The 11,427-nt window shown below is 63.4% G+C and carries 14 protein-coding genes; 6 read left to right on the top strand and 8 right to left on the bottom strand.

The window, feature by feature from the left end; translation table 11 throughout:
- Positions 1 to 11: 11 nt before the first annotated feature.
- The 6 genes from P8T11_RS07640 to P8T11_RS07615 are packed head-to-tail and all read right to left on the bottom strand — an operon-like array spanning position 12 to position 6,384.
- Positions 12 to 1,028 carry an ABC transporter ATP-binding protein gene (locus tag P8T11_RS07640; RefSeq protein ID WP_268077510.1) on the bottom strand — a complete coding sequence of 339 codons (1,017 nt, stop codon included), beginning with the start codon at positions 1,026 to 1,028 and terminating at the stop codon, positions 12 to 14.
- Complete coding sequence (locus P8T11_RS07635) at positions 1,025 to 2,035, bottom strand: ABC transporter ATP-binding protein (RefSeq protein WP_268077511.1); 1,011 nt, start codon at positions 2,033 to 2,035, stop codon at positions 1,025 to 1,027. The genes P8T11_RS07640 and P8T11_RS07635 overlap by 4 nt, the downstream gene beginning before the upstream one ends.
- Positions 2,032 to 2,949: an ABC transporter permease gene (locus tag P8T11_RS07630; protein ID WP_050449686.1), complete on the bottom strand. Its 918-nt coding sequence runs from the start codon at positions 2,947 to 2,949 to the stop codon at positions 2,032 to 2,034. Before P8T11_RS07630 ends, P8T11_RS07635 begins: the two co-directional genes overlap by 4 nt.
- Complete coding sequence (locus tag P8T11_RS07625; protein WP_268077512.1) at positions 2,946 to 3,920, bottom strand: ABC transporter permease; 975 nt, start codon at positions 3,918 to 3,920, stop codon at positions 2,946 to 2,948. Before P8T11_RS07625 ends, P8T11_RS07630 begins: the two co-directional genes overlap by 4 nt.
- Positions 3,917 to 5,398: a flavin-containing monooxygenase gene (locus P8T11_RS07620; protein ID WP_268077513.1), complete on the bottom strand. Its 1,482-nt coding sequence runs from the start codon at positions 5,396 to 5,398 to the stop codon at positions 3,917 to 3,919. The genes P8T11_RS07625 and P8T11_RS07620 overlap by 4 nt, the downstream gene beginning before the upstream one ends.
- On the bottom strand, positions 5,395 to 6,384 hold the full coding sequence (locus P8T11_RS07615) for a LysR family transcriptional regulator (RefSeq protein WP_268077514.1): 990 nt from the start codon (positions 6,382 to 6,384) through the stop codon (positions 5,395 to 5,397). The genes P8T11_RS07620 and P8T11_RS07615 overlap by 4 nt, the downstream gene beginning before the upstream one ends.
- A gap of 258 nt (positions 6,385 to 6,642) precedes the next feature.
- Between P8T11_RS07615 and P8T11_RS07610 the strand changes: the two genes are divergently transcribed.
- The 3 genes from P8T11_RS07610 to P8T11_RS07600 are packed head-to-tail and all read left to right on the top strand — an operon-like array spanning position 6,643 to position 8,750.
- Entirely contained in the window at positions 6,643 to 7,116 is a 474-nt protein-coding gene (locus tag P8T11_RS07610; protein ID WP_268077515.1) for a hypothetical protein, read from the top strand.
- Between the two features lie 33 nt (positions 7,117 to 7,149).
- Positions 7,150 to 7,572: a CopG family transcriptional regulator gene (locus tag P8T11_RS07605; protein ID WP_050449717.1), complete on the top strand. Its 423-nt coding sequence runs from the start codon at positions 7,150 to 7,152 to the stop codon at positions 7,570 to 7,572.
- Positions 7,573 to 7,601: 29 nt separating this feature from the next.
- A complete protein-coding gene (locus P8T11_RS07600) occupies positions 7,602 to 8,750 on the top strand; it encodes an extracellular catalytic domain type 1 short-chain-length polyhydroxyalkanoate depolymerase (RefSeq protein ID WP_268077516.1) in 1,149 nt (382 codons plus the stop codon).
- A gap of 142 nt (positions 8,751 to 8,892) precedes the next feature.
- On the opposite strand, the gene P8T11_RS07595 is transcribed toward P8T11_RS07600, so the two are convergent.
- The gene (locus P8T11_RS07595) at positions 8,893 to 9,618 is read right to left on the bottom strand and encodes a carbonic anhydrase (protein WP_278072167.1); all 726 of its coding nucleotides are present in this window, start codon (positions 9,616 to 9,618) and stop codon (positions 8,893 to 8,895) included.
- A 199-nt stretch (positions 9,619 to 9,817) separates the two neighbouring features.
- Here P8T11_RS07595 and fdx point away from each other — a divergent pair, with 199 nt between their 5' ends.
- Positions 9,818 to 10,156, top strand: a complete 339-nt coding sequence (gene fdx / locus P8T11_RS07590) for an ISC system 2Fe-2S type ferredoxin (protein ID WP_268077518.1) — start codon at positions 9,818 to 9,820, stop codon at positions 10,154 to 10,156.
- A 32-nt stretch (positions 10,157 to 10,188) separates the two neighbouring features.
- On the opposite strand, the gene P8T11_RS07585 is transcribed toward fdx, so the two are convergent.
- Positions 10,189 to 10,413 carry a hypothetical protein gene (locus P8T11_RS07585; RefSeq protein ID WP_268077519.1) on the bottom strand — a complete coding sequence of 75 codons (225 nt, stop codon included), beginning with the start codon at positions 10,411 to 10,413 and terminating at the stop codon, positions 10,189 to 10,191.
- Between the two features lie 253 nt (positions 10,414 to 10,666).
- On the opposite strand from P8T11_RS07585, the gene P8T11_RS07580 reads away from it, so the two are divergent.
- The gene (locus P8T11_RS07580; protein ID WP_268077520.1) at positions 10,667 to 10,846 is read left to right on the top strand and encodes a hypothetical protein; all 180 of its coding nucleotides are present in this window, start codon (positions 10,667 to 10,669) and stop codon (positions 10,844 to 10,846) included.
- A 344-nt stretch (positions 10,847 to 11,190) separates the two neighbouring features.
- On the top strand, positions 11,191 to 11,427 hold the full coding sequence (locus P8T11_RS07575) for a hypothetical protein (protein ID WP_268077521.1): 237 nt from the start codon (positions 11,191 to 11,193) through the stop codon (positions 11,425 to 11,427).

Raw genomic sequence — 11,427 nt, 5'->3', positions numbered from 1 at the left:
GCCAATTAGGTTCAGGCCATGTCGTTCAAATGACAGGCGCTTAAATGGTTGATGGCGATTCCCTTCAACGTGGGAACTTCGGTCTTGCAGCGCGGCATCGCATGCGGACATCGCGGATGAAAATGGCAGCCGCCGGGCGGGTTCAGCGGGCTGGGAATCTCGCCTTTGATCGCGGTAAAGACCTTGTGGCGCGACTTCAGGCTGGGAATTTCCGCCAGCAGCGCTTGCGTGTACGGGTGGTTGGGGCGCTGGAACACTTCGTCCACCGCGGCCGTTTCCACGACGCGGCCCAGGTACATGATGACGACGCGGTCAGACAGGTGTTCCACCACGCCCAGGTCATGGCTGATAAATAGGTACGTCAGGTTCAGTTCTTCGCGCAGGTCCATGAACAGGTTCAGGATCTGCGCTTGAATGGACACGTCCAGTGCGGCCACGGCTTCATCGCACACCAGCATGGACGGCTGCACGGCCAGCGCGCGGGCGATGCCGATGCGCTGGCGCTGGCCGCCGCTGAATTGGTGCGGGTAGCGTTGGCGCAGGGCAGGGTCGAGCCCCGCGCGTTCCAGCTGGGCGCTGACGTAGTCGTCAAAGTCGCCATTGCCGACCAGGCCATGGATGCGGGCCGCTTCGCCCACGATCTCGTCCACGCGCAGGCGCGGGTTAAGGCTGGCGTAGGGGTCCTGGAAAATCATCTGCACGGTCAGGCGCGCGGCGTGGGCTTGGGCCGACGTCATGTCCGACGGGCGCACGCCGTTGATGCGCACTTCACCGCCCGATGGCGTCAGCAAGCCGGCGGCGATGCGGCCCAGCGTGGATTTGCCGCAGCCGGATTCACCCACCAGGCCGACGACTTCGCCGGGGTTCACGATCAGGTCCACGTTGTCGACCGCGCGCGTCACGGCGGGCGGCTTGGACAAGCCCATGCGCTGCATGGCGCGGCCGGCTGCGCCGACCTTTCTTTCGCCAAAGCGCTTGCTGACTTGAGAAAGGTCAATCAGCGGAGTGGGGGCGGCGGATACAGTCATGCCGTCACCTCGTTGTGGATCTGGATAGTCGGATGGAAGCAGCGCACGTCGTGTTCGGGCAGGGCTTGAGTGATGCCGGGTTGCTGGCCACAGGCGGCGGTGGCGCGCGAGCAGCGCGCGGAAAACGCGCAGCCGGCGGGCAGGTGCAGCAGGTTGGGCGTCATGCCGGGAATCTGGCGCAGGCGCTGGCCCCGCAGGTTATTGCTGGGCAGGCTGTCGATCAGGCCGACGGTGTAGGGGTGCTGCGGGCGGTCAAGCACGTCGTCGACCTTGCCGTGTTCGACGATGCGGCTGGCGTACATCACGGCCACGTCATCAGCCAAGCCTGCCACGACCGACAGATCATGCGTAATCCAGATCAGGCTGGTGCCGTGCTGCTGCGCCAGCTTCTGCACTTCAGACAGAATCTGCGCCTGGATGGTGACGTCCAGCGCGGTGGTGGGTTCGTCGGCAATGATCAGGTCAGGGCGGTGCAGCATGGCGATGGCAATCGCCACGCGCTGGCGCATGCCGCCAGACAGCTGATGCGGGTAGGCCAGCAAGCGTTCTTCGGGGCTGGGGATGCCCATCATGCCGAGCGTGTCGCGGGCCAGCGTGCGGGCCTGCGCCTTGCTCATCTTGTTATGCGCGCGCACCGTTTCGATCATCTGCACGTCCACGCGCAAGACGGGGTTCAGCGTCATCATCGGATCTTGGAAGATCATGGCGATGCGGTTGCCTTGCAACTTGCGCAGTTCACGCGGGGCCAGCTTGGTCAGGTCGCGGCCCTGAAACAGGATTTCTCCGCCAACGATACGGCCGGGGGCGTCAACCAGACCCATGATGGAAAAGCCTGTCACGGATTTGCCCGAGCCGGATTCACCGACCAGGCCCAGAATCTTGCCGCGCTCTAGCGTGAACGACACGTCGTCCACGGCGGGCAGCACGCCCGCGCGGGTATGAAAGTGCGTGCGCAGGTTGCGCACTTCAAGCGTGGCCGGCGCGCCGGTAGCGGTGCGGTCGGTCATTTGTGAGTCCTTGGGTTCAGCACGTCGCGCAGGCGGTCGCCCACCAGGTTGATGGCGACGATGGTGATCAGCAGCGCGATGCCGGGGTAGAAGCTGATCCAGTATTCGCCGGACAGCATGTATTGAAAGCCGTTGGAAATCAGCAGGCCCAGCGACGGTTCGGTCACGGGTACGCCCAGGCCCAGAAAGCTCAAGGTGGCTTCCAGTGTGATGGCGCGCGCAATCTGCAAGGTGCCGATGACGATCAGCGGCGGCAGGCAGTTGGGCAGAATGTGCTTCAACATGATCCGCCAGTTGGGAATGTCCAGGCAGCGGGCGGCTTCGACGTATTCACGGCGGCGTTCCACCAGGGCCTGGCCGCGCGCGGTACGGGCGTAATAGGCCCATTCCAGAATCACCAGCGTCAGCACCACGTTGCCCACGCCCTTGCCCAGAAAGGCCAGGATCATCATGGCAACCAGAATGGACGGGAACGACAGAATCAGGTCGACCAAACGCATGATGAAGGCGTCGACCTTGCCGCCCGCGTAGGCGGCAAGCAGGCCCAGCAGCGTGCCGACGATGCCGGCGATAACGGCCGAGCCCACGCCCACCATCAAGCTGATGCGCAGGCCGTACAGAATGCCGGACAGCAAGTCGCGGCCCTGGCCGTCGGTGCCCAGCCAGTAGTGGAAGGTGTCCAGGCCGTTCATGGAGCCCGGCGGCATGCGGGAATCCAGCACGTCGATTTGCAGCAGGTCATACGGGTTCTGCGGCGAGATCCACGGCGCGAAGATGGCGGCCAGGATCAGCAGGGTGGCAACGGCCAGGCCGAACACCGCCGTCTTGGACGACAGGAATTCGGTCAGGTTGCGGCGCCAGGGCGATTCGCGGCGCAGGGCGGGAACCTTCTCGGGGGTTGCAGTGGTGCTCATGCCGAGCCCTCCAGCCGTACCCGGGGGTCCAGCACTTTATAAAGAATGTCGACGATCAGGTTCAGCGTCACGAACAGGCACACGACCACGATCAGGTAGGCCACGATCACGGGGCGGTCCAGCGCGTTCAGGCTGTCCAGGATCAGCTTGCCGGCGCCGGGCCACGAGAAGATGCTTTCCGTGATGACGGCGAACGCAATCGTCGAACCCAGCTCCAGGCCCAGCACGGTCACCAGCGGGATCATCGTGTTGCGCAGCACGTGCACACAGACCACGCGAAACGGCGACAAGCCTTTGGCGCGCGCGAACTTCACGAAGTCCAGCGGCATCACGTCGCGCACGCCGGCTCGGGTCAGGCGGATGACTAGCGAAATCTTGAACAGCGACAGGTTCAGCGCGGGCAAGATCAAATGGCGCCAGCCGTCGGCGGTCAACCACGACCACTGAAAGCCCAGGAATTCCACCGTCTGCCCGCGGCCGCTGGCGGGCAGCCAGCCCAGCGACACGCTGAACGTCATGATCAGCATCAGCGCCACCCAGAAGGTCGGCAACGAGAAGCCGACGATGCTGCCGGCCATGATCATTTTGGAAAAGCGGCTATCGGGGTACAGGCCGGCAATCAAGCCCAGCGGCAGGCCGATGATGACGGCCAGGCCCAGGGCGCTGATCGCCAGTTCCAGCGTGGCGGGCAGGCGCTGGATGACGAGTTCAATCGCGGGAATGTTGTAGACGAAGCTGTTGCCCAGGTTGCCGTGCAGCGCGCCGTTCAGGAACGCCAGGTATTGCTGCCACAGCGGCCTGTCCAGGCCGAGTTCCGCGATGATGCGGGCGCGGTCGACTTGGTCTACGTCCTGGCCGATCAAGATGTCCACGGGGTTGCCGATGGCGTGCAGGCCCACGAAGACGATCAGCGTCATCAGAAATACAACCACCGCGGCTTGTGCAATGCGGCGTATCAACCAACCGGTCATTGCGCGGTCTCCGCTTGGGAGGCCGCAGCCTGGGCGGGCGGCGGGGCGGGCGTCCATTCATCGCCGAACACTTCGGGTTCGGAAAACGCTTCCATGTTGGCGTAGTACGTTTCCACGTCTTCGCGGTAGAACAGGCCGGCGATGCCTTGCGCCAGGCGCTTGGCGCCGTCGCTGATGGCGGGGATGTCGCCCGAGATCGTGCCTTGGGTCAGCGCGGCGGGGTAAGAGAAGCAGTGCACGCGGTCCAGACCCGGGCAGGCGCCGGGCACTTTTTCCTGCAATTCGAAGACGGCGCCCAGGTCGGGCGAGTCATGCAGTTCCTGGTCTTCTTCGCCGGGGGGCGGGGTGAAACGGTCGCCCCAGTTGCGCACGTGAGGCGCCAGCGGCGCGAATTCCGGGCGCACGGTCCAGTCGATACGAAAGCCCGTGGAGAAGATCAGGAAGTCCAGCACGAACACGCCCTTGGGCGTGGTGACGTGGATGTCGTCGCCCACCATCGCCAGGTCTTGCACGCCACAGCCCAGGTTGAAGCGGGCGTTCGGGAAGCGCGACACGCGCAAGGTGCTGCCGCGCGGGGGCGGTACTTGGGCGGCGTTGATGTAGTGGCGGATCTTCCACTTCCATTCGTCGGGCAGGGTCAGGTGGCCGTGGGTCAGGCCGGGGTTGCCCGCGCCTTTGCCTTTGTTCACGCGCGGGATGTCGTTGCGGCGGATCAGCAAGTCGACGCTGGCGGCGCCGGCTTCCAACGCCGTGCCGGCGCTGTCCATGGCGGACGCGCCCGCGCCCACGACGCCGACGCGCTTGCCGGCCAGCGTGGCGTAGTCCATCACGTCGGACGAATGCGCCCAGCGGTTGCGCGGCAGTTTCTTGGCAAAGTCAGGCACATAGGCGCCGCCCAGGCCATCGCGGCCGGTGGCCAGCACCACGCGGCGGGCCAGCACGGTGCTGCGTCCGGCGGGGGATTCGATGTCCAACTGCACCAGGCGGTCGGCGCGCGGCTGCACCGACAACACGCGGTGGTTGTTGCGCACGTCCAGGTTCAGCACGCGGCGATACCAGCGCAGGTAGTCCATCCATTGCAGGCGCGGAATCTTGTCCAGCGCGTCCCATTCAGCCGTGCCGAATTGCGCTTCGAACCAGGCGCGGAAGGTCAGCGCCGGCAAGCCCAGGGCAGGGCCGGTCAGTTGCTTGGGACTGCGCAGCGTTTCCATACGGGCCGTGGTGGCCCAGGGGCCTTCGTAGCCTTCGGGCGCTTGATCGAAGATGGGCGCGGTAATGCCCAGATGCGTCAACGACGCGGCCGCGGCCAAGCCGGCCATGCCGCCGCCGATGACGACAACGTCCAGTACCTGCTGGCCATCGACCAAGCGGGGCGCAACCCAGTTCTTGGCGGGTATTTCCAGCCAGGACAGGTCTTGCCGCAAACGCGCTTCCAGCGCATCCAAGCCTTGCGGCGGGGTGGCAACGGGCAAATTCATACTGTGGGGGAGTCCAAAACAGGGGCGTCATCACCGTAAACAGAGTGCAGCAGCGCGGCATGCTCGCTGGCGTCGTGCAGCACAAAACCGGGCAGCAGCGCGGCGGCGGCCTCGGCCAGCGCGTCGGCCATGGCCTGGCAGGCGGGCGTCAACGGTTGGGGTTGCGGTTGCGGCTGCGGGGTGATGACCCCAAAGAAAAAAGGGATGTCCAGGTCAATGGGCCGGATCGCCACGCCCGGCATCGGGACGCCGTAAGCGGTGATTGGTTCCAGCACCGACACGCCCAAGCCGGCGCGCACGGCGGCCAGGGCGTTGACGGACGAATTGGTTTCGATGGTGCCGGGCGCATTGCCGCCGGGGGCAAGCGCGGCGTCCAGGCGGCGACGCAGGCGGTAAGGGTTGGCCATGGTGATCAGGCGGCGGCCGGCCAGAAGCGCCACCGGCACCACGTCGTGCGCGGCCAGCGGATCGTTTTCGGGCAGGGCCACAACGCAAGGCGCTTGGGCAATCCAATGCACCGTCAGCCCGCGATGTTCCAGCGGCAAGCTGGTGGCGCCTAGCTGTGCGGCACCGCTCAGCACCGCATGCACCACGCGTTCGGGGGAGGCGCTGCGCACCTGAATGCGCGCCGCGCCGGTTTGGGATTCGATGCGTTTGAGGGCGTCGGGCACCAGGCCGGCAGCCAGCGCGGACGTTGCCGCCAGCAGCAGCGGCTTGGCTTGGCCACGCGCAATTTCTTCGGCGCGGCTACGAATCTGCTGCAAGCCGGCCAGCGCGCGTTCCACGTCGTCATACAGCAGAAAGCCTTGTTCGGTGGGCGTCACACGGGGGCCGCTGCGGTTGAACAGGGCATAGCCGATTTCAGCTTCAAGCTCTTGCAACAGGCGGCTGATGGCGGGCTGCGAACGCCCGAGCAGGCGCCCGGCAGCGGTGACGCTACCTGTAGACATGACGGCCGCGAAGGCCTCGAGTTGGCGAAGTTCCATCTGGGGTGCTTTATGCTCAGCGCGAATTCTGACCCGGCAAGTATGCGCGCAGCAAATAGTTAAAAGGCATAAGTAAATTCCCTAACTCGGCATTTCCTTATGCGGTTTCATAACTGCCAGTTATTTCAAGGGCTTAGGTTCGAAGCGTGAATTTCCCGGGTGCAAGCGGCGGCGTGTAGCGTGGCCTTGGTACCATGGCCGCACAGAAGATCGAGCCGGCGCGCGCGCTCGACCAACAGGGGCCAAAGCACCAATAAGGTGGATGGCCGCAACCGGGATCAGGACATGTTCAAGAAAATCACCGATCTGGCTTCGGGCGCGTCTGGCACCGCCAAGAACTTGGCGGACAAGGCGTCCCGGTCAGTCAGCAGTGCAGTGGAAAACACTGCGTCTTCAGCCGTGAGGGTCAAGGCCACTGGGGGTGCCGCGTTGGGCGCGGTCAGTGACAAGGGCCATGACTTGATTGACCAGCATTGGCCAAAAATCGAGCGGGTGGTGGTGGATGGCCTGTTGAACGTGGCCTCTGACAAGTTGAAGGACGAGGCGTCGGTGCAGTTGGTTTTGGAACGGGCCTACGAGGCGCTGCCGACGCTGGTGCGTTTGGCCTTGTCGCGAGAGCGCTACCTGGAAATCGTCGTCAAGCGCAAAGGGCCCTTGCTGGCCCGTATTGAAAGCGCCCGGGCTCGGCGTCAGGCCAATGCCGAGGAATCTATCAAGATGAAACATCCATAGGCCATCCACTTGGATGGTTTTATGCTTCGTTTCATGCCTCCACGTCCCCCACGCCTCGCTTCCGCTCCCAAGCCCTCAGACGAAAAGATCACGATCAACCTGGGTTATGTCGACCTGGGCCAGATTGATCTTCTGGTTCAAGAGGGCTTCTACGCCAACCGGACCGACCTGATCCGCACCGCCATCCGCAACCAGCTTGCCGCCCACGGCGATGCGGTGCGGCAGGCGGTCAGCCGGAAGACCTTGGTGCTGGGTATTCAGCACTACACGGTCGACGATCTGCTCGCGGTTCAGGCCGCGGGTGAAATGCTGCAGATTCGGATTCTGGGCCTGGCGACCATCGCGCCGGACGTGACGCCCGAATTGGCGTTGGCCACGATTGAATCCGTGACGGTACTGGGGGCCTTGCACGCCAGCCCCGCCGTCAAGACTGCCCTGCGTCAGCGCATCCGCTGACCCCTTATTGCCGCTTCCAAGGTCTTCCTATGCACCCAGAATTTCAGCAACTGATGAGCCAAGCCACGCGGCTTACCCGTTCCGGCAACCTGGCCGCGGCCACGGCCGCCATTCAAGCCGCGTTGATGGGCGTGCAGCCCACGGCGGCCTCCGCCGCGCCGCGCTATGACGAGGCCGATGTGATTGATGTCGAGGCGCGCGAGGTTCCCGCGCGGTCGCCGAGCGCATCATCCCCTGCCGCCGCACCGTCCCCGACACGTGACGATGGCGCCGCCCCGACATCCAAGCCCACCCATCGGGCGCCCGGTGATTCCTCCACGACGAAGGGTGATTTCTTCACGGCGGGTTCGTTTCGCAATAGCGCCGGTCAGCGCGCCTACAAGTTGTATGTGCCGCCGGGCGTGAACGGGCAAGCGAGGCCGCTGGTGGTGATGCTGCACGGTTGCACGCAGGACGCCGACGACTTCGCGGCCGGCACCGCCATGAACGAGGCGGCGCGTGAGCAGGGTTTCTATGTGCTGTATCCGGTGCAGCCGCGCGAAACCAATCCGCAAAAGTGCTGGAACTGGTTCAAGCACAACCACCAGCAGGCCGGCAAAGGCGAGCCGTCGATTTTGGCGGACATGACGCGCCACGTCATCGCTGAATACGGCATCGATACGCGCCGCGTCTACGTAGCGGGCTTGTCGGCGGGCGGCGCGATGGCTGCGATTCTGGCCGATGCCTATCCGCAGTTGTATGCGGCGGCGGGCGTGCATTCCGGCCTGGCAGCGGGCGCGGCCAAGGACCTGCCGTCCGCCTTGTCGGCCATGAAGGGCATTGGGGTACGGCCGGGCGCGGTGTCCAGCACGCCGGTGCCGACCATTGTTTTTCATGGGGACCGCGATAACACCGTGCACCCGTCCAATGCCGGCGCGGTCGTCGCCGCCAGTGCCGGAACGGATTCGCGCGTGCAAAGCCAGCGCGTGTCGGGGGCGAACCAAGGGCGTAACAGCACCAAGCGGGTGTACACGAACGCGCAGGGCAAGGTGGTTGCGGAATATTGGGAGGTGCACGGCGCCGGCCATGCCTGGGCAGGCGGGTCGCCCAAGGGGTCGTACACGGACCTGAGCGGACCGGATGCCACGCAAGAGATGTTGCGGTTCTTCTTTGAACATCCCTTGGCGGTAAAGCAGTAAGCAAACACCAAGCGGGGCGGGGCTGCCCGCTTTCGCAATCCGGTCGCGGCCTTCCACCAGGAAAGGCCGCGACCGTGCAAGCGCGGGTCAGGTCGGCGCGATCAAGCCAGCGCAATCCGTCCGCGCAATCAAACCCGAGCAATCAAACCAACGTCACCTTCCCCGTGGCCAGGTCGTACACGCCGCCCGCCACCATCAACTTCTTTTCCTGCACCATGCCTTGCAACACTGGCTGCGCCGTCTGCAATCGCTGCACGGCTTGGCGGACGTTTTCAGCGATGGAGGCGGTCAGCAGGTTCTTGGGGTCGCCCTTGCTGGCGCGCTCGACGGCGGGCTTGATCGCGTTGACCAGTTGGGGCAGATGGCCGGGCAGCTCGGCGTTTTCTTTCAGGACCTTTATCGCGGCGTCCACCGCGCCGCAGTTGTTGTGGCCCAGCACCAGGATCAACGGCGCGTTCAAAACCTTGGCGGCGAATTCGAAACTGGCCAGGCCATCGTCATTGATGAAGTTTCCCGCGACCCGAACGATGAAGACGTCGCCCGGGTTCTGGTCGAAGGCCAATTCCGGCGCCACCCGGGAATCCGAGCAACTGAGTATCGCGGCGATCGGCTTTTGTGTTTTGACGCGAGCCGCCCGGCCCGCTGAAAAGTCCCGCATGTTGGGTTTGTTGGCCGCATACCGGGCATTGCCGGCCATCAGTCGTTTCAAGGCTTCGTCGCCGCCAATATCATTCGACGGCACTTCGGCATTGGCCGTTTCCGCCCAGCCGGTCGCGCCAAAAGCGGCAAGACCTGCCGCGCCCAATAGCAGGCGACGGCGTGGGGTGGAGTCCGGGGAAGGGGTAACGCAAGCAGCGCAATCGCACATATGGTTCTCCCAAAGGACGAGATGTCCAGAGAATTCGTGCGCATTGATTGTGCGGCGATAACAGTGTTTTGGTGCGGTAATTGGTGTGGACTTGACAATTATTTGCGGTAGCGGGCGCTTGACCTTGCCATCGTGGGCATCTTTAGTCTCGGGGTACTGGTTTGAATCTTCCAGGACCGACACATAAGGTGGGCCCGATATGCCAAAAATCACCGTTCTTCCCCATCCCGATCTTGCACCCGCCGGCGCGGTGCTGGACGTGTCCGCGGGCACTTCCCTCTGTGATGCGTTGCTGCATCACGGCATTGACATTGAACACGCGTGCGAAAAAAGCCGCGCCTGCACAACCTGCCACTGTATTGTGCGCAGCGGTTTTGATGCACTGAATGACGTGGAAGAGGGCGAAGAAGACCTGCTGGACCGCGCGTGGGGAGTCGAGCCGCAGTCGCGCTTAAGTTGTCAGGCCATCGTCGGCGAACAGGATCTGACGGTCGACATCCCCAAATACACGGTCAACCATGCTAAGGAAAATCACTGAATTGAAGGGCAACGCTGCGCTGCCCGTCGTGACTACGGGCGCTTGTGCGCCACGGCCACCGCGACGGCGCCGTCTGGCAAACGGTACTTGCCATCGCCCAGCCAAGTCACGAGTTCGCCTGATTCCAGCGTGCAGACATAGCGATGTTCTGGCGGCGCGTCGGCGCTGCGAGTAATAACCAGGCGACGTTCGATGCGTACGGTCGACCGGTCCGGCAGTTTGACGATTACGTCAGACAGACGTGAGCCTGAAGCCATGACAAAGCCCTCCCTCAGATTGCCAATCCGTATCGGGCGGGATGTTGTTGTGCCTGCGGACGGCGGTTTCACCCTTGGCGTTTTATTGATAGCACTGAAGGCGGGAGGGGAGTATCGCCCTTGTGGGCGATTGCCGTATGGCCGTCGCGCAGGAAAGGCTGGGCCAGCCAACCCCGGTTCTCAGTCGGGCTTGTATAGTTGCGAAATGCGCCTCCGGAGTCCGGGCAGCGGTAATTTGGCAGATGAGGCGGCGATGGAAATCCCCTACGGTGAAAAGTTGTATGGCTACAAACTGGTGCAGCGGGAAAAAATTCAACCCGCGCGCGACCTACCGCCCGTGATGACCGAGAAAGACAAAGAAAAGGTGGCATCGGCGGCGAAGAGCGTCATTGCTGTCCATCGGGAAGTGCTCATCGCGCTGAAGGATCGGTAGGTGCTCGATTCGCAGTTTGTCATCGCCATTCACGATGAAATTCTGGCGCTGCATTCGCAGATTTTCTCAGCGCGGTGTGGTTGGCGCATGACAAGCCAACGGTAAACGCAGAGCTTGAGTAGCGCCTGAACGTGTTTTGGCGAATGGTCGTCAGGACGGTGTCACCGTGCTTGAAGGGCTTGTTTGCGAACCCTTACGTGGCTGTTACAACTGCGCAGATAGGATTTCGATATTCGAATATTGGAGTCCATCATGAATAACGAAAAGCCGACCCCTGAACCGAACAAGCGCCGCTGGCCTTTTGGCTATGCCGACGAAGAATTGCGTCGCTAACGGAGTCAGACATGGATTGCTCAGTCGAAGGAAAGGTCGCTTTTACGGATGGACAGTCGTACCACTTCCCGACGGTGGATGCGGCGCTTGCCTTTGCCGAGTGCGTGAAAAGCTCGCAACAGCCTGCCCAGTGCGCGGCGGCCAATGGCTGTACGCAGACGGTGAAGCTGCAAGAGGTGAAGACCGAGGCCGAAGAGAAAGAAGAAGCGGAAAAGGCTGAAGAAAGGTCGGGGTCCAAGGGCTTCTGA

This window comes from Achromobacter spanius, assembly GCF_029637605.1.
Lineage (GTDB): Bacteria > Pseudomonadota > Gammaproteobacteria > Burkholderiales > Burkholderiaceae_B > Achromobacter > Achromobacter spanius_E.
The sequence above is the reverse complement of the archived record's forward strand: the minus strand, read 5'-3'. Positions and strand labels throughout refer to the sequence as shown.